Origin of the sequence: Microbispora sp. ZYX-F-249 (assembly GCF_039649665.1) — a bacterium.
Lineage (GTDB): Bacteria > Actinomycetota > Actinomycetes > Streptosporangiales > Streptosporangiaceae > Microbispora > Microbispora maris.
The window spans coordinates 40,923-58,607 of sequence record NZ_JBDJAW010000045.1; the positions used below are offsets into that span (position 1 = coordinate 40,923).

General features: G+C 71.9%; 15 protein-coding genes. 13 read left to right on the plus strand and 2 right to left on the minus strand.

Annotated elements, in window-relative coordinates; genetic code table 11:
* The first annotated feature begins 61 nt into the window (after positions 1–61).
* The 4 genes from AAH991_RS34210 (at position 62) to AAH991_RS34225 (ending at position 6,992) form a co-directional block, all read left to right on the plus strand.
* On the plus strand, positions 62–2,089 hold the full coding sequence (locus AAH991_RS34210; protein ID WP_346230072.1) for a hypothetical protein: 2,028 nt from the start codon (positions 62–64) through the stop codon (positions 2,087–2,089).
* Between the two features lie 192 nt (positions 2,090–2,281).
* Positions 2,282–2,539 (plus strand): WhiB family transcriptional regulator, encoded by a 258-nt coding sequence (locus AAH991_RS34215; protein ID WP_346230073.1) that lies wholly within the window; start codon positions 2,282–2,284, stop codon positions 2,537–2,539.
* Between the two features lie 164 nt (positions 2,540–2,703).
* Complete coding sequence (locus AAH991_RS34220; RefSeq protein ID WP_346230074.1) at positions 2,704–5,550, plus strand: glycosyltransferase; 2,847 nt, start codon at positions 2,704–2,706, stop codon at positions 5,548–5,550.
* Entirely contained in the window at positions 5,547–6,992 is a 1,446-nt protein-coding gene (locus AAH991_RS34225; protein ID WP_346230075.1) for a DUF5719 family protein, read from the plus strand. The genes AAH991_RS34220 and AAH991_RS34225 overlap by 4 nt, the downstream gene beginning before the upstream one ends.
* Before the next feature lie 8 nt (positions 6,993–7,000).
* Here AAH991_RS34225 and AAH991_RS34230 read toward each other — a convergent pair whose 3' ends face one another.
* Positions 7,001–7,468, minus strand: coding sequence for a metallopeptidase family protein (locus tag AAH991_RS34230; protein ID WP_346230076.1), 468 nt, complete (start codon positions 7,466–7,468; stop codon positions 7,001–7,003).
* 166 nt (positions 7,469–7,634) lie between these two features.
* Between AAH991_RS34230 and AAH991_RS34235 the strand changes: the two genes are divergently transcribed.
* From AAH991_RS34235 to AAH991_RS34265, 7 genes are all read left to right on the plus strand, one after another.
* Positions 7,635–8,000: a DUF3499 domain-containing protein gene (locus tag AAH991_RS34235; protein WP_030509365.1), complete on the plus strand. Its 366-nt coding sequence runs from the start codon at positions 7,635–7,637 to the stop codon at positions 7,998–8,000.
* A 104-nt stretch (positions 8,001–8,104) separates the two neighbouring features.
* The gene (locus AAH991_RS34240; RefSeq protein ID WP_346230077.1) at positions 8,105–9,460 is read left to right on the plus strand and encodes a phosphomannomutase/phosphoglucomutase; all 1,356 of its coding nucleotides are present in this window, start codon (positions 8,105–8,107) and stop codon (positions 9,458–9,460) included.
* A 4-nt stretch (positions 9,461–9,464) separates the two neighbouring features.
* Complete coding sequence (locus AAH991_RS34245; RefSeq protein ID WP_346230078.1) at positions 9,465–9,638, plus strand: Trm112 family protein; 174 nt, start codon at positions 9,465–9,467, stop codon at positions 9,636–9,638.
* On the plus strand, positions 9,635–10,783 hold the full coding sequence (locus AAH991_RS34250; RefSeq protein ID WP_346230079.1) for an SIS domain-containing protein: 1,149 nt from the start codon (positions 9,635–9,637) through the stop codon (positions 10,781–10,783). Before AAH991_RS34245 ends, AAH991_RS34250 begins: the two co-directional genes overlap by 4 nt.
* Before the next feature lie 34 nt (positions 10,784–10,817).
* The gene (locus tag AAH991_RS34255) at positions 10,818–11,759 is read left to right on the plus strand and encodes a cation diffusion facilitator family transporter (RefSeq protein WP_346230080.1); all 942 of its coding nucleotides are present in this window, start codon (positions 10,818–10,820) and stop codon (positions 11,757–11,759) included.
* 162 nt (positions 11,760–11,921) lie between these two features.
* Complete coding sequence (locus AAH991_RS34260) at positions 11,922–12,500, plus strand: DUF6230 family protein (RefSeq protein WP_346230081.1); 579 nt, start codon at positions 11,922–11,924, stop codon at positions 12,498–12,500.
* A 46-nt stretch (positions 12,501–12,546) separates the two neighbouring features.
* Complete coding sequence (locus AAH991_RS34265) at positions 12,547–13,971, plus strand: DUF6114 domain-containing protein (protein WP_346230082.1); 1,425 nt, start codon at positions 12,547–12,549, stop codon at positions 13,969–13,971.
* 31 nt (positions 13,972–14,002) lie between these two features.
* Here the strand turns inward: AAH991_RS34265 and AAH991_RS34270 are convergent, their stop codons facing one another.
* Complete coding sequence (locus AAH991_RS34270) at positions 14,003–14,335, minus strand: MerR family transcriptional regulator (protein ID WP_346230083.1); 333 nt, start codon at positions 14,333–14,335, stop codon at positions 14,003–14,005.
* Between the two features lie 167 nt (positions 14,336–14,502).
* Between AAH991_RS34270 and ahcY the strand changes: the two genes are divergently transcribed.
* Together ahcY and AAH991_RS34280 are read left to right on the plus strand one after the other, a co-directional pair.
* Complete coding sequence (ahcY, locus tag AAH991_RS34275; RefSeq protein WP_346230084.1) at positions 14,503–15,930, plus strand: adenosylhomocysteinase; 1,428 nt, start codon at positions 14,503–14,505, stop codon at positions 15,928–15,930.
* A gap of 63 nt (positions 15,931–15,993) precedes the next feature.
* A complete protein-coding gene (locus tag AAH991_RS34280; protein ID WP_346230085.1) occupies positions 15,994–17,250 on the plus strand; it encodes an adenosylhomocysteinase in 1,257 nt (418 codons plus the stop codon).
* Positions 17,251–17,685: the final 435 nt, after the last annotated feature.

Consider the following 17,685-nt stretch of genomic DNA (forward strand, 5'->3'; position numbering starts at 1 on the left):
ACGCTTAAGTCAGGCATGTGCAAAACTTCCCCGAGTGCCGTTTGGACCGATGGGGGTAGTCGTGCTCAAGGTCGATACCGGCCGGCTCCGCGAGCCGGCCGCGTGGACGATGCTGGCGGTGGTGATCACCGGCGTCCTCGTGAGCATCGCGCGCTTGCTGATCGGCTCGTCGCCGAGCAGCACCTTCGGCGTCCGCGCGGCGATGAGCCTGCACTCCCTCGTGTCCCCGCTCACGACCGCGCTCGCGGCCGGCGCCGTCCTGCTCGTCGCCAAGGCGGGCGCGCCCACCCCCCGGGCCCGCCTGGTGTCGCTCGGCGCGGCCGGGTCGCTCGGTCTCGGCGTCGTCTTCGGTGTGATCGGCGTGCTCGGTGTGCTCGTGGGCGACCTGCTCACGTTCCGCGACCGGTTCGAATACCTGATCACCGGACTGCCGATGATCGCCCTCGCCGTCTTCGGCGCGCTGTTCGCGTCGAGCACGGCCGCGGCGCTGCAGTCCGCCGCCGAACCGGCGGGCGACTACTTCGGCAGGCGCGAGGACGCCCACTCGCCCCTGTCGTACGCTCCGGCGCTGCCGCAGGGTCACCAGGGCCCCCAGAACCACCAGGGCCCCCAGGGTCACCAGGCCCCGCAGGGGTACGGCGAGGCCCCCGGCGCGGGCGTGATGCCCGGCCAGCAGGCGCCGGTTCAGCAACCGGTTCAGCAACCGGTTCAGCAGGCGCCGGTCCAGCAGGCACCGGTTCAGCAGATGCCCGCCCAGCAGGGTCCCGGTCAGCAGCAGTTCGGCCACCCCGCTCCGGGCGAGCCCCAGAACAGCCCTCAGAGCGCGCCGCACGTCCCCTCGCACGCGGCTCCCTCGCACGCCCCCGGCGGCCAGCAGGGTTTCCCGGGCCAGGGCCAGCAGAACGGACCGCAGAACCCGCCGCACCCCGGCCAGTACGACGTCCCCCACCAGAGCCACCCACAAAGCCACCCACAGGGCCAGCCGCAGAGTCAGCCCCAGGGGACCGCGTACGGGCAGAGCGCGCCGGCCCACCCCCAGCTGCCGCCCGCCGAGCACCGGTACGCCGAGCCCCAGCAGTACGCCGACCAGTACCCCCAGGAGCAGTACGGCCAGGAGCAGTACGGCCAGGAGCAGTACGGGCAGGAGAGGGGCCAGGGCGCCTTCGGCCAGGAGCGGCCCCAGGACGTCTACGGCCAGGAGCACGAGCCGCAGCACTCCTACACGCCCGCGCCGACCGCCCCGCAGCCCCCGCCGTTCGGGCAGCCCGGCGCCCCGGCTCCCGTCCATGGACAGGGGCAGGCGCAGCAGCCCCGGCCGTCGCTGCAGGACGTCCAGACCGGCGCCCACTACGCCGACTACGGCACCCAGGGCTACCAGCAGGAGCGGCCGCCGACCGGCGCGTACGGCACGCAGCCCGAGGCGCCGGCGCCCCAGCGCTCCGACTACTCCCCGCCGCAGGGCCCGGTGTTCGACCAGTACGGCTACGCGGGACAGCAGACGGAAACCGGCTCGTTCGGGCAGTTCCCGGCCGTCTCCTCCGGCGCGCCCAACGCCGGGTACGACCAGCCCTCCTTCGAGCAGCCCCAGCAGGACCAGTCGTACGGGCAGGGGTCGCCGTTCTCCGGATACTCCGGCCCGGCCTTCGCCCGGCAGGCCGCCGAGCAGGCCGCCACGGGCCCGGCCTTCGACGCTCCCCCCGCGTACGAGGGCCCGGCCGACCCGAGGGAGCAGCAGCTCGCGCAGGCCTACCAGCAGGCGCAGAGCTACCAGAAGATCGCCCTGCCGGATCACCCCACCGGTCCGCAGGACCTGCCTGAGTACTACGACAACCCGCTCGGCCATCCCCAGTCCGAGCCCGCGCCGTTCCAGCCCCCGGCGGCCGGCCCCACCGAGCAGACCGTCCGCTTCGACCCCTCCGCCTACACCGGAGACCCCCTCAGCGACCCGCTGCGCAGGGAGGAGCCGATCGACCCCACGGCGATCTACACGCCGGACCGGTCGCAGGCAAAGTATGAGGAAGGTTCCGCCCCCGATCAGGCAGGCCGCGGAACCGACCCCAACCTCCCTTGGTATGGTTCCGAACGCTGATAGGACCGTAGATCGGGGCATACGAACCGGGGCGAGCAGGTCTTTCCCCGGGTATCGTTATGCCGCTTGACGCCACACGCGCCACGCGCGTGTAATTACAGACATGTTGTTACGCCTTCCCAAGGGTGGGTATAGGGCAGGCGTTTTTATGGGGGGCTCCATGTGGGCGGGCGAGCGACAGGGAGGTGTGCAATGACCGATCTGGTCATGGCACAGGCGCTCGATGGTGAAGATCTGGGGTGGCAGGAGCGCGCTTTGTGTGCGCAGACCGACCCTGAAGCGTTCTTTCCTGAAAAGGGCGGTTCCACCAGGGAAGCCAAGAAGGTGTGCCGTTCGTGTGAGGTGCGCGCCGAGTGCCTTGAATACGCGCTTCAGCATGATGAGCGTTTCGGCATCTGGGGCGGCCTGTCCGAGCGGGAAAGGCGCAAGATGAAGCGCCAGGCCGTCTGACGACGACGCCGGCGGGGCCGCGTGCTGTGCGCGCGGCCCCGCACGCATGTCCGGGGCGTGTCCCGGATGGTGCTGACATCCTGTTTCGCCTGGATGTGATCGGGTGAGTCCGGGTTGCCGTATCGTGGTCGGCGCTCAGCCGTACGACCCCCCTAGGACTCGACGTGCACTCGGTGACCGCGATCGTCGTCGCCCACGACGGCGCCCGCTGGCTCAAGGAGACGCTGGCGGCGGTGCTGCGCCAGACCCGGCCTCTCGACCGTGTCGTCGGCGTCGACAACGGCAGCCGTGACGGCAGCGGGAAGCTGCTGACCGAGGCGTTCGGGACGGGCAACGTGCTGACCCTGCCCCGGTCCACCGGGTTCGGCGAGGCCGTCCACGAGGTCCTGCGGCGGCTGCCGCCCGCGCCGGGCCGGGAGTGGGTGTGGCTGCTCCACGACGACTGCGCGCCCGACGCGAACGCGCTGCAGGCCCTGCTGGGGGCGGCGGAGCAGGATCCCAAGGCCGCCATCCTCGGCCCCAAGCTGCGCGACTGGCTCGACCGGCGGGTGCTGCTGGAGATGGGCGTCACCGTCAGCAGGTCGGGGCGGCGCGACACCGGCCTCGAGCCGAGAGAGTACGACCAGGGGCAGCACGACGGCATCGCCGACGTCCTGTCGGTCTCCACGGCGGGCATGCTGATCCGCAGAGACGTCTGGGACGAGCTGAACGGCCTCGACACCGCGCTGCCGCTGTTCCGCGACGACCTCGACCTGTGCTGGCGGGCCCGTACGGCCGGCCACCGCGTGCTCAACGTGAGCGACGCGGTGGCCTGGCACGCCGAGGCCGCGGCGCGGCGGCGGCGCAGGATCGCCACCAGCGACGAGCATCCCCGCAGGCTCGGCCGGCGCAACGGCCTGTTCGTCCTGATGGCGAACCTGCCGTTCGGCGCGTTCGTGCGGTCCGTGCTGCGCAACGTCGTCGCGTCGACGCTGCGGGCGCTGCTTTTCCTGCTGGCCAAGCAGCCGGCCAACGCCCTCGACGAACTGGCCGCGCTCGGCTCGGTCATCGGCCGTCCGCTGCGCCTGCGGCGGGCCCGCAAGGCCCGCAGGAAGGGCAGGAAACAGGGCTGGCCCGCGATCCGGCGCAAGCTGACCCCGCCGGGCGCCGCGCTGCGGCGGCTGGCCGACATGGTGCAGGGCTTCCTCGCCGGAGCAGGTCCGGTCGACTCGGCGGGCCGCCACCACGCGGCCGCGGACCGCGCCCAGGAGGACGACGGCGACGAGTTGCTGACCGACTCCGGCGGGGTCCAGCGCGTGTTCGGCAGCCCGGTCGTGGCGCTCGGCCTGATCCTGGCGGTGATCACGCTGGCCGCCGAAAGGACGCTGCTGTCCGGGCTCCTGTCCGGAGGACACCTCGGCGGCGGGGCCCTGGTGCCCGTCTCCGGCGGCGCGTCCGACCTGTGGCGGCTCTACGTCGAAGACCACCACGTCACCGGGCTCGGCTCGCAGACCTGGGCACCGCCGTACGTCGCCGTGCTCGCCGGCCTGTCGGCGGTCGCGTTCGGCAAGACGTGGCTGGCCGTCGGCGTGGTGCTGCTCGGCTGCGTGCCGCTGGCCGGGATCTCGGCGTACGCGGCGACCAAGCGGATGATCCCGTACACGCCCGCGCGGGTCTGGCTGGCCGCCACCTACGCCCTGCTGCCGGTCGCGACCGGCGCGGTGGCGGGCGGGCGGCTGGGCACCGCGATCGTGCTCGTGCTGCTGCCCGTCTACGCGGCGCTCGCCACCCGTGTCATCGCCGGGTCGCGGCGGGCGGCCTGGGGTTTCGGCCTGCTCCTGACCGTGGGCACGGCCTTCGTCCCGCTCGTGTACGTGCTCGTGGCGATCCTCGGCGGGCTCGCCGCGGTGTCGTTCGGCGGCATCCGCAGAGGTGTCAGGCGGTCGCTCGTGATCGGCCTCGGCACCCCGGTCGTCCTGCTGTTCCCGTGGCTGGTCGAGATCGTCAGGGAACCGGCACGGATCCTGCTCGAGTCCGGCCTGCACGACAGCCGTCTCATCGACCTCCGGCTCGGCGCCGAGTCCCTGCTCATGCTGAGTCCCGGCGGGCCGGGGGCGCCGCCCGTGTGGGCGACGGCGGGCCTGGTCGCGGTCGCGCTGGCCGCCCTGCTGCTGCGGCGCCACCAGATGGTCGTCGCGATCGGCTGGGGCGTCATGCTCTTCGGGCTGCTGGTGGCGATCGTGGTGAGCCGGATCGGCGACACGGCGTGGCCGGGGGTGCCGCTGGCGTTCGCGGCGACCGGCCTGCTGGTGGCCGCGGGACACCAGGCGCACCGGATCGCCGAGTTCCGCGCCGCGCGCGGGCTGCGCCGCCTCGGCGCGATGCTCATCGTCGTGGTCGCCTTCGCGACCCCGCTCTCCGCCGCCGCGCTGTGGGTGACGAGGGGCGCGGACGGCCCGCTGCGCGGCGACCTGGGCGACCCGGTGCCGGTGCTCGCCGCGCTCCAGTCCGCGCCCGGCGAGGGCACGCTCCTGCTGCGCTCCAGGGACGACAGGGTCGGCTACACGCTGATGCGCGGCCGGGGGCCGCTGATCGGCGAGTCCGACCTCGAACCGCCCCGGGAGGCGAGCGCCCGTCTCGCGGCCGCGGTCGCCGGGCTCGCCTCGGGCCGGGGCAGCACGTACGTCCAGACACTGGCGTCGTTCGGAGTCCGCTTCGTGACGGTGCCCGGCCCCGTCGACCCGGCCCTGCAGCGGGCGCTCGACTCGCAGCCCGCCCTGGTCAGGGTGAGCCTCTCGGAGACGGGCGGCCTGTGGCGCGTGGCGGGTCAGGTGACGGCGCCCCCGCCGCCCGCGCCCGCGGGCGCGCTGCACCGGGGCTGGCTGTGGGCCCAGGGCGCGCTGCTCGTGCTCGTGCTGATCCTGGCCTCGCCCGGGGCCCGCACGAGAGAGCCGGAGGTCGACTACGCCGACGTGCCAGAGGAAGGGCCACGGGGCCGCCGCCGGGCGAAGGAAGATCGGGTGCCCGCGTGAGGAGACTGATCGAGAACCGCTTCGGCCTGCTCGCCCTGGTGCTGGTCGCACTGGGCGCGTTGTACGGCGTGGCCTACGTCAGCCGGCCTGCGCCGGTCGCGCAGGCGCGTCCGCAGGCCGTCAGAGCGCCGGTGGAGTCGGTGACCGCCGTGTGCCCGGCGCCGTCCGGCAGCCGGGTGAGCGTGGTGACCCCCGAGCAGAACCAGGGGCCGGGCAGCGCCACCCTGTCGGGGATCAAGGCCCCGGAGGAGAAGGGCGGCGGCAAGGACGACGTGATCGACCGGCCGGGTCTGCTGTGGCAGCGTGACGTCGCCGCCGGGGGCGGGCCTCTCGTGGTGGACGCCACCGGGTCGATGGCCGCCGGGCTGGAGAGCGCCCAGACCGCCCGGGAGACGTCGGGCACCCAGCGGGGTCTCGCCGGGGTGCGCTGCGTCGAACCGGGGGCCGAGAGCTGGTTCGTCGGGCCGGGGCCGGCCGCGGCGGAGATGACGCTCTACCTCGCCAACCCCGACTCGGCCCCGGCCAACGTCTCGTTCATGGTCTACTCCGGCGAAGGCCCGGTGCTGAGCGAGCGGGGCAACGGCGTCGTCGTCAAGCCCGGCGGGCACCGCGTGATCAGGCTGCGCGACCTCGCACCTTCCCCGCTGATCATGGCTCTGCAGGTCAGCACGCGCAGCGGCCGGGTGGCCGCCGCGGTGAAGGCCGTGCTGGGCGAGGGCAGGGGCGTCGACTGGCTGCCCGTCGCCGCCGCCCCCGCCACCCGGGTCGTCGTCCCCGGTGTCCCCGGCACCGCCGGGCAGCGGGAGCTGTACGTCGCCGCGCCGGGGGAGCGGGACACGGTCGTGCGGATCAAGGCCGTGCTCGAGGACGGCTCCTACGCGCTGAAGAACAAGGAGACGCTCGAGGTGCCGGCCGGCTCGGCGTCCTCGCTCGACCTGTCCACAGGCATCGGCGGGCAACCGGCCGCGCTGGTGCTGGAGTCCGACGTCCCGATCGTGGCGGGCCTGAGGATCACCGGGACGGGAGCCAGGCAGGATGTCGCCTTCACGGCCGGCGCCGCCTCCGTCGACCTCGGCAGCGTCGTCGCCGACGGCCGGGCCGAAGGCAAGCAGACCTCCTGGCTGGTGCTCTCGGCGCCGTTCGCGGCGGCCACAGTGGAGGTGCGGCTGCTGCCCGCGAAGGGCGAGGCGCCGGCCCCGATCGAGGTCAAGCTGCCCGCCGCCCGCACCCAGGAGCTCAGGCTCACACCCCCCAAGGGCAGCAAGGGCGGTTTCAGCGTCGTCGTACGGCCGAAGCCGGGCTCGGGGCCGGTGTACGGCGGGCGCGTCCTCGACGAGGCGGCCAAGGACGGCCAGATGGTGACCGCGCAGCCGCTGGCCATGGCCAGGACCTGGGCGCTGGTGCCTCCGACCGTCGACTCGCCGGGCGTGGTGCTTCCGTAAGAACCGCTTCAGTGCCGGTCGTCGTAGCCGGGGTCGATCGTCTCCGGGGTGAGGCCCAGCAGGCTGGCCACCTGCTCGACGACCACGTCCAGCACCAGCGTGCCGAGCTGCTCGCGGTCGCGGGCCCGCGCCTCGAGCGGGCGGCGGTACAGCACGACGGCGGCCGGATCCTCTCCCGAGGCCGACTCGGCCCGCCCGAGCGGGATCGGGTCGGAGGACAGCCGGGCGGGCCCGTCCACCAGCTCGGCGGCCGGCGGCACCTCCTCCACCGCGAACTCGACCGACGCGAGCTGGGTGCCCCACCGCGGCTTCAGCCGGTCGACCGCGTCGAGCACCAGGTCGTCGAACCGCTCGCCGCGGGACTTCGCGATGGGGACGTGCGAGGGTGCGAGGGGGCCGCGCATGCCGCGGCCGTGCCGGTCGCGCCGGCGCACCCGCCGGGCTGGATCCGGCCTGTCACCGCTCCGATCGCTCACGCAGCCAGCTTAAGGCCCGTCCCGTCGGCGCGGTGGATCCCGCGGGTCGTGTCCGCTTTGCCCACCAACGTCATACCGACTTCAAAGAACGCTGAATTGTGGCGACACGTTCAATAAGAGCGGCGGGGTGGTGGCAATGTGAACGCGGACCGGATACGGTCCCTCCGTGAGCCCCGTCCGCAGCTGTTCCCGTACCGCCTGCAGGCAGCCTGCCGTCTTCACACTCACGTATGTCTACGCCGACTCGACCGCCGTACTCGGCCCTCTGGCGACGTACGTCGAGCCACACTGTTACGACTTGTGCGCGGAGCACGCGGAACGGCTCACCGCGCCCAGGGGCTGGGAGGTCGTGCGCCTTCCGTCCGAGTCCGTCGCCCCGAGCGGGGACGACCTGGAGGCCCTGGCGAACGCGGTCCGGGAGGCCGCGCGCCCCGCTCCCGCCGCCGGCGAACCCGTCGGCCAGGCGGTCGAGGTGGGCCGCCGTGGTCACCTGCGGGTGCTCAAGTCCGCCCAGCCGAACAGGGAGCGATGACCCCTCGCGATGAGTTCGCGCGCTCCGCGTTGGAGAGCCCGCTGTGCGGGCAATCGGGCGCTATAGGCTCAGGTGCGAAGACTAACGACATTTAGGGGCGTGCAGTGGCCGACCTCAGCAGGATCTTCAAGGCGTACGACGTGCGTGGCGTGGTGCCGGACGAGCTCGACGAGGAGATCGCACAGGCCGTCGGGGCGGCCTTCGTGGAGCTGACGGGTGCGACCTCGGTGGTGATGGCGCACGACATGCGCCCCTCCTCGGGCCCGCTGGCCGCGGCGTTCGCCCGGGGCGCGACCTCCCGGGGCGCCGACGTGGTCAACGCCGGCCTCGGCTCGACCGACATGCTCTACTACGCCAGCGGCAGCCTGAACCTGCCGGGCGTCATGTTCACGGCGAGCCACAACCCGGCCAAATACAACGGCATGAAGATGTGCCGGGCGGGCGCCGTGCCGGTGGGCACCGACACCGGCCTGCTGGAGATCCGCGACCGCGCGGCCGAACTGCTCGCCACGGGCCTGGGCGGCACGCCGGGTGCCGGCGCGGTGACCGAGCGCGACCTTCTGGAGGGCTACGCCGCCCACCTCAAGACGCTGGTCGACCTGTCGGGCATCCGGCCGCTCAAGGTGGTCGTGGACGCCGGCAACGGCATGGGCGGCTACACCGTCCCCGAGGTCTTCAAGGGCCTGCCGATCGAGCTGACTCCGCTCTACTTCGAGCTCGACGGCAGCTTCCCCAACCACGAGGCCAACCCGATCGAGCCGGAGAACCTGCGCGACCTGCAGAAGGCGGTCGTCTCGCAGGGCGCGGACATCGGCATCGCCTTCGACGGCGACGCCGACCGGTGCTGGGTCATCGACGAGCGGGGCGAGTCGGTCTCGCCGTCCACCGTCACGGCGCTGGTCGCGGTGCGCGAGCTGGCCAAGAACCCCGGCGCCACGATCATCCACAACCTGATCACCTCGAAGGGTGTGCCGGAGATCGTCGCCGAGCACGGCGGCAAGCCCGTCCGCACCCGCGTCGGCCACTCGTTCATCAAGGCGGAGATGGCCCGCACCGGCGCCGTCTTCGGCGGGGAGCACTCGGCCCACTACTACTTCCGCGACTTCTGGTTCGCCGACTCGGGCATGCTGGCCGCCCTGCACGTGCTCGCGGCCCTGGGCGAGCAGGACCGGCCGCTGTCGGAGGTGCTGTCCCGCTACTCGCGCTACGCCGCGTCGGGGGAGATCAACAGCAGGGTCGAGGACCAGGCCGCCGCCCTGGCGCGGGTGCGCGAGACCTTCGCGGGCCGGGAGGGTGTTACCTTCGACGAGCTGGACGGACTCACCGTCAGCGGTCCGGACTGGTGGTTCAACCTGCGTCCGTCCAACACCGAGCCGCTGCTCCGGCTCAACGCGGAGGCCGCCGACGAGGAGAAGGTCGCCGCCGTCCGGGACGAAGTGCTCGCCGTGGTAAGGAGCTGACGACGTGAAGATCGACGACTGGCTGCTGGACATCCTCGCCTGCCCGGCGTGCAAGTCCCCGCTCCGCGCCGTGCCCGACGTGGACGAGCTGGCCTGCACCTCGGAGTCGTGCGGGCTGGTCTATCCCGTGCGTGACGACATCCCGGTGCTCCTCGTCGACGAGGCCCGCAAGGCATGACCGCTGCCGGAGGGGCCCGGTTCGAGCCCGACCGGCTCGACGACCAGGCGTACCTGACGGAGGGCGACCCCTCCGGCATGCTCCGTTCCGTCGCGTCGTCGGCCGCCCAGATGCGGGCGGCGTACCGATCGTCCGTGGAGAACGGCCTGGCGCGGATCGGGCGGGACGGCCGTCCCCGCGCGATCGTCGTGGCGGGCATGGGCGTCTCCGCCCTCGCGGGCGACGTCCTGGAGGCGCTGTGCCGGTACGGCGCCCCGGTCCCGGTGGTGACCGTCCGCGGCCATCGCCTGCCCGGCTGGGCCGGCGCCGCCGATCTCGTCATCGCGGTCTCCCGCTCCGGCAGGACCGAGGAGACCGTCGCCGTGACCGCCGAGGCCGTGCGGCGCGGGTGCGCGCTCGTCGGCGTGGGCGCGCCCGACACGCCGCTGTCGGCCCTGGTCGCGCGGGTGGGCGGGCCGTACGTGCCGGTGGGCGGCGCGACCGGGGTGGCCGGACAGCCGAAGGCCACGCTGTGGTCGCTCGTGGTCCCGCCGATCCTGGCGGCGGCCGCGCTCGGCCTGGTCTCCGCGGGGGAGAGCGAGTTCGAGTCGGCGGCCAAGCGGCTGGAGGACCTGGCCCATCGCTGCCGCCCGTCGAGCGAGTCGTTCATCAATCCCGGCAAGACGCTGGCGATGGAACTGGCCGGGACGCTTCCGCTCATCTGGGGCACCTCGCCGCTGGCCGCGGTGGCGGCCCGCCGTCTGGCCGACCGGCTCGGTGGGGACGCGGGCTACCCGGCGATCTGGGGGGAGCTGCCCGAGGCCGCCCACAACCAGATCGTGACGTTCGACGGCCCCTTGGCCGGACGGGACCTCTTCGCCGACCCGTTCGCCGACGAGCCGGGAGAGAGTCCACGTCTGCGCCTGTTCCTGCTGCGCGACGTGGAGGAGCATCCCCTGGTGGCCGCGTCCCGCACGGCCGCCGTACGGCTGGCCGAGGACCGGGGCGTGCCGGTCTCCGAGATCGCGGCCGAAGGCGCGCACCCGCTGGACCGGCTCGCCGCCCTGGTCGGTCTCTGCGACTACGCGAGTGTCTACCTCGCTCTCGGGTACGGGATGGACCCGGCGTCGGCCGCGGCGGAACTCCGGGCGAGAATTTCCCAATAGGATCGCCTCGGCCGATCGAATTGAGGAGTTCAACGTGAGTGCGGGTGGCGGTACCAAGGCGATCCTCGCGGCGCTCGGCGCCAACCTCGCGATCGCGGTGTCGAAGTTCGTGGCGTTCGTCTTCACCGGGTCGTCGTCGATGCTCGCCGAGTCGGTCCACTCGGTGGCCGACTCCGGCAACCAGGCGCTGCTGCTGCTCGGCGGCAAGCGCGCCGCCAAGGGGAGGACCCGCAAGCATCCCTTCGGCTATGGCCGGGAGCGTTACTTCTACGCCTTCGTCGTCGCCGTGGTGCTGTTCACGATCGGCGCCCTGTTCTCCCTGTACGAGGGCTGGCACAAGATCAGTGACCCGCACCCCGTGGAGTCGCCGCAGTGGGCCTTCGGCGTGCTGATCTTCGCGATCGTCGCCGAGGGCTTCTCGTTCCGTACGGCGATCAAGGAGTCGAGGGAGCACAAGGGCAAGGAGTCCTGGGTGTCCTTCATCCGCAGGGCCAAGGCACCCGAACTGCCCGTCGTGCTGCTGGAGGATCTCGGCGCACTGCTGGGCCTGGTCTTCGCGCTGTTCGGCGTGGCGATGGCCGTCATCACCGGCAACGGCATGTGGGACGGCGTCGGCACTCTCATGATCGGCGTGCTGCTTGCGATGATCGCGGTCATCCTGGCCACCGAGACCAAGTCGCTGCTGATCGGCGAGAGCGCGACCCCCGAGGTGGAGGAGAAGATCTGCGCCGCGCTGGAGTCCGCCCCCGAGGTCAGCCGGGTCATCCACCTGCGCACCCTGCATCTCGGCCCGGAGGAGCTGCTGGTCGCCGCCAAGATCGCGGTGGAGCACGACGACACCGCCGGCGAGGTGGCGAAGGGGATCGACGAGGCCGAGCGCCGCATCCGTGACGCGGTTCCGATGGCCCGGGTGATCTACCTGGAGCCGGACCTCTACCGGGCGGACGCCGCCTCGGGGCAGCGTACCGGCGCATAATGCTCGTTACGGTCAGCCGCTTTTCGCTGCGCGCCGTAATTGAAATGTGATGCTGAGTCACTTCAACCTCTGGGGTACCGCTCGGTAACTTTGCTTCTGCATTTGACTGGTTCCCCCCAGAGGTGACTCATGGCTCAACAGGGACGCGTTCGGCAGGGACGCGTGCGTTGGAAGCGCTTCGCGCTCGTCTTCGTGCCCGCACTCGCGGTCGCGTCCGTGTTGGTCGGCGCGACCGCCGAGGGGGCGATCGGCGCGTCGTTCGTGGTCTCGGGTGACACGTTCAAGGTCTCCGCGGACACCCTGCAGGGCCAGGGCTTCGTCCAGTACGGCAGCACGGTGGAGAACAAGAAGGGCCAGAAGATCCCGGTCGCCGTCTCCGGCATCCGCAAGGCCACCCTGACCAACATGTGCCAGACGGTCCTGGTGAAGTCGCCCGTCGGCGCCGTGACCATCCGGATCACCGCCGGCACGGGCAAGGACCCGGTCACCGCCGAGAACATGATCGTCGATGCTTCCCAGATCGAGGGCAACGCGGTCTTCACGAAGCTGGAGGCGGGCCGCGACGCCAGCGCCCTCGACCAGCTTCCGGGCGCCGAGGGCGCGGCCGGCATGTTCGGCCAGCAGGCGAGCGGCATCACCATCAAGGACTTCCGGCAGGTCTCCTGGTCGGTCAACGCGGCGACGTTCAAGCTGCCGGGGCTGAAGCTGGCGGTGGAGCCGGGCCAGCACGAGTGCTTCTGATGCGGGTGCTGCACATGGCCGGACACACGCTCCCGGGCGGGCGGCGATGAGCGGGTCCTGGCGGCGCTCGCGGCCGTTCTGGGGCGGCCTGCTGGTGCTCGCGGCCGGTCTGGAACTGCTGAGCATTCCGTTCGCGACCCAGGCCCTGCCGCTCGTCATCCAGTCGGGCACGATCGGCGCCACCTACCTGATCTCGCTGGTGCTGATCATCCTCGGCCTGATGATCTGGCTCCAGCCCGACAAACGCGCCTTCCTCGGCGTGGTCGCCGTACTGATCTCGATCGCGTCGTTCGTCTACGCCAACCTCGGCGGCTTCCTGATCGGCATGCTGCTCGGCCTGGTCGGCGGGGCGCTCGCGGTCGCCTGGACGCCCGCGGAGACCCCCGCCGAGACCACCGCGGAGACCCCCGTGGCCGATTCGGCGCCCATCCTGCCCGCCGCGCCGCCGGGGCCGTCGGCGGGTGAGATCACCATCACCGAGCGCCGGGTGGTCAGCGGCGACGAGCGGCTGGAGGCCACCCGGCCCCAGCGGCCGGCGGCCGAGCCCCCGGGCGAGAGCCCGCGCGTCCTGGTGGCCCGCGTCCGCGACGGGTCCGTGTCCGGGCCGGAGGAGGAGAGCCCTGACGACGACCCTCACGGCGGCCCTGACGACGGTCCTGACGACGGGGGCGTGCGCCCGGACGGCGGCGGACGCGGGGACGGGGGCCCGGGCCCGGCGACGAGGGCGCTGGCCATCGCCGTGCTTCCCGCCATCCTGGCGGCCGGAACGGTCATGACGCCGAAGGACCCCGGTCCGGACGGGCAGGGCGGCTCCCTCCTGCCCGGCGTCGTCCCGAGCGCCGTTCCCGGCGGCCTGTCCGACGCCCTCGGCGGCGTCCTGCCCAGCGCGGTCCCCACGGCCCTGCCCACGACTCTGCCCACGGCCCTGCCCACGAGTCTGCAGGACGCCGTGGGCTCCCTCACCGGCAGGAGGAGCCCCTCGCCGACGCCCGGGCGGGACGGCGAGGACGAGCCGGGGGACTCTCCCACGCAGGGGGGCGGCGCGCCGGGGGCGGTGCGGGTCGCGACCGAGACGGCCGCCGTCCGCGCCCCCTCGCTGACCATGACCGGGATGAAGTTCACCGGCGTGGTCGAGATGCCCACCGCGACCGGCACCGTCAAGATGCTCCGCTTCACCATGGACAAGGCCGTGCTGGAGCGGCCCACCCAGACGATGGGCCCGACGACGCTGACCGGCAGCACGTTCACCTTCGAGGGCAACGTGGTGATCTGCACGACGAAGATGACCGCCAAACTCCTCGGCCTGCCCCAGGAGTTCACGGCGGAGCACCCGAACCTCCTGGTCAAAGCGCTCAGGCTGGTGCCGTCCCTGAACGTCCCGCTGACGATGACCGACATCGTGAGCGAGCAGCCGTACGTCACGGCCGACACGCTGCGCGCCGACGACCTGCGCCTCGTGGTCGGCGCCTGATTCAACGGCGCCTGATTCAACGGCGCCTGACTCAACGCTGCCGCAGCAGCCGCAGGGCCTTCTCCTTCTCGAAGTCCAGCGCCCGGCGCGGCGCCTGGATGCGCCCGATGCGCACGCCGAGGTCGCGTACGGCCTGGGCCACCGCGGGCTCGGACAGCGCCCGGAGCGCGAAGGCCAGCTCGGCCGGCGAGACGTCGAACCGGCGCTCCAGCTCCATCGCCTGGCGCACCGCCTCCAGTTCGTCGGGCCCGAAGCGCCGATGGGCGCCCCTGTCCCGTACGGGCGGCAGCAGGCCGAGGGCCTCCCGGTAGCGCAGCATCCGGGGGGACATGCCGAGCCGCCTGGCCGCCTCGGTGATGCGCATCGTGCCTCCGGTCCCCGTTCCTGGGTCCACGCTAGACAGTCCGGCGGCCCTCCGGCACCCGTCGGCGACGGAATCTCACATTCTTGTGTCAGGTTCGCACGCCTCCGTATGCGTCGGCGCGTCCGCGACGCCTAAACTCGCACCGACGGACAATGGAGGAGACACTCATGGACTTCAAGGTCGCCGACCTTTCGCTGGCGGAATTCGGCCGCAAAGAGATCCGCCTCGCGGAGCACGAGATGCCGGGCCTCATGGCGACCCGCAAGGAGTACGCCGCGGCGCAGCCGCTGCGCGGCGCGAAGATCATGGGATCGCTGCACATGACGATCCAGACCGCCGTACTGATCGAGACGCTGGTCGCGCTCGGCGCCGACGTCCGCTGGGTGAGCTGCAACATCTTCTCCACGCAGGACCACGCCGCCGCCGCGGTCGTCGTCGGCCCGGACGGCACGGTGGACAACCCCTCCGGCGTCCCGGTCTTCGCCTGGAAGGGCGAGACGCTGGAGGAGTACTGGTGGTGCACCGAGCAGGCCCTCCGCTGGCCCGACGGCTCCGGCCCCAACATGATCCTCGACGACGGTGGCGACGCCACGCTGCTCGTCCACAAGGGTGTGGAGTTCGAGAAGGCCGGCGCCGTGCCGGTCGCCGGTGAGGACGACCCCGAGGAGTGGGCGGTCATCCTCGACACGCTCCGCCGCACGGTCTCCGAGGACAAGTGGTGGACCCGCGTGGCCGAGGAGATCAAGGGCGTCACCGAGGAGACCACGACCGGTGTGCACCGGCTGTACGAGATGCACAAGTCCGGCACGCTCCTGTTCCCGGCGATCAACGTCAACGACTCGGTGACCAAGTCGAAGTTCGACAACAAGTACGGCTGCCGCCACTCGGTGATCGACGGCCTCAACCGCGCCACCGACGTGCTGATCGGCGGCAAGGTGGCCGTGGTCTGCGGCTACGGCGACGTGGGCAAGGGCTGCGCCGACGCGCTGCGCGGTCAGGGCGCCCGGGTCATCGTCACCGAGATCGACCCGATCTGCGCGCTCCAGGCCGCCATGGACGGCTTCCAGGTCACCACCCTGGAGGAGGTCGTCGGCATCGCGGACATCTTCGTCACCTGCACCGGCAACTACGGCATCATCACCGCCGAGCACATGTCGCAGATGAAGCACCAGGCGATCGTGTCCAACATCGGCCACTTCGACAACGAGATCGACATGGCCGGCCTGACCCGCATCCCGGGCATCAAGAGGATCAACATCAAGCCGCAGGTCGACGAGTGGGTGTTCCCCGACGGGCACTCGATCATCGTGCTCGCCGAGGGCCGCCTGATGAACCTCGGCTGCGCCACCGGCCACCCGTCGTTCGTCATGTCGAACTCGTTCACCAACCAGGTGATCGCCCAGATCGAGCTGTTCACGAAGACCGACGAATACCCGGTCGGCGTGTACGTGCTGCCCAAGCACCTCGACGAGAAGGTCGCCCGCCTCCACCTCGACGCGCTCGGCGTCAAGCTGACCACGCTCAGCAAGAAGCAGGCGGAGTACATCGGCGTCGACGTCGAGGGCCCGTACAAGCCGGACCACTACCGCTACTGACAGGCGGGTCGCACGACGAGGGCGCGGGCCCGGGCCCGCGCCCCTCGTCAGGAGGTAGACGGCGTGATTCAGCCGGACATCACGGCGGGCATCGCGGAGGCCGGAGAGCGCCGCATCGAGTGGGCGGCCCGGTCGATGCCGGTCCTAGGGGCGGTCGGCGCCGGTTTCGGTGCCGACAGGCCGCTCGACGGCCTGCGCGTCGCCGCCTGCATGCACGTGACCGCCGAGACGGCGGTGCTCATGGGGGCCCTGCGGGAGGGCGGCGCAGAGATCGCCCTGGCCGCGTCCAACCCCCTGTCCACGCAGGACGACGTCGCCGAGGCGCTGAGGACGTACGGCATCGCCGTGCACGCCCGCGCCGGCGTGGACATGGAGACCTACTACCGGCACATCCACCAGACGCTCGACATCGCGCCGAACATCGTCCTGGACGACGGATGCGACCTCGTCAACACCCTGCACACCGAGCGGGTCGAGCTCCTCGACGACGTGATCGGCGGTTGTGAGGAGACCACGACCGGGATCATCCGGCTGCGCCAGATGGCCTCGGAGAACGCGTTGCGCTTCCCGATGGTCGCGGTGAACGACACCCGGACCAAGCGGATGTTCGACAACCGGTACGGCACCGGCCAGTCGACGCTCGACGGCATCATGCGGGCCACCAACGTCCTGCTGGCCGGCCGCACCGTCGTCGTGGCGGGTTTCGGCTTCTGCGGCCGTGGCGTCGCGGAGCGGGCCAAGGGCCTCGGCGCGCGGGTCGTCGTCACCGAGATCGACCCGGTCAAGGCTCTCGACGCCGCCCTGCAGGGCTACGACGTGCGGCCGATGAGCCTGGCCGCCGAGACCGGCGACGTGTTCGTGACCGTCACCGGCAACCGCGACGTCATCCGCGCCGAGCACCTGGCCGTCATGAAGGACGGCGCGATCCTCGCGAACGCGGGCCACTTCGACGTAGAGATCGACGTGCGCGCGCTGGAGGAGATGGCGAGGCAGGTGCGCTTCGGTATCAGGCCCAACACCGACGAGTACGTCCTCGACGACGGCCGCAGGCTGCTGCTGCTCGCGGAGGGGCGCCTGGTGAACCTCACCGCGGCCGAGGGGCATCCGGCGGCGGTGATGGACATGTCGTTCGCCGCCCAGGCGCTCGCCGTCGCCTGGCTGGTGCGGGAGTCGGCCCGGCTGACGCCCGGCGTGTACGACGTCCCGGCCGGCATCGACGCCGAGGTGGCCCGCCTGAAGCTGGCCGCGGCCGGCATCTCGATCGACGCGCTCACCGTCGAGCAGGAGGAGTATCTCCACTCCTGGCGTCTCGGGTCCTGACCCCCGGCCGTTCCTCCGGCCATCGTTCCTCCGGCCATCGTTCCTCCTCACTCGCGCACCCGCCGGGCTGTGCTGAGGCGGCGGTAGGTGAAGGCCCAGCGGTCTTTGCCGATCTTGCGGCGGGTGTAGCGGTCGGGGTTGTGGAACTGGCAGGCCGGGCCCAGCAGTTTGAGGTCGGTCAGGCCACCGCCATGATCCTTGCTTGGCCAAGTCGGTCACTGCGCCGGAAGGAACCTCCGGTCCTCGCGAAGTCCGCTTCGCTGGACCTTCGCTGCGGTCCTCGCTTCCTTCCGCTCCGCTCCCTCCAGTTTCGCTCCTCACAGCCCCATTCCCTCCAGCCCGGTGAACGAGTGTGCACACAGCATCAGACTCGCAACGGCCGGGCTCCCGCCTGGTGGTGGTAGGTGAAGGCCCAGCGGTCTTTGCCGACCTTGC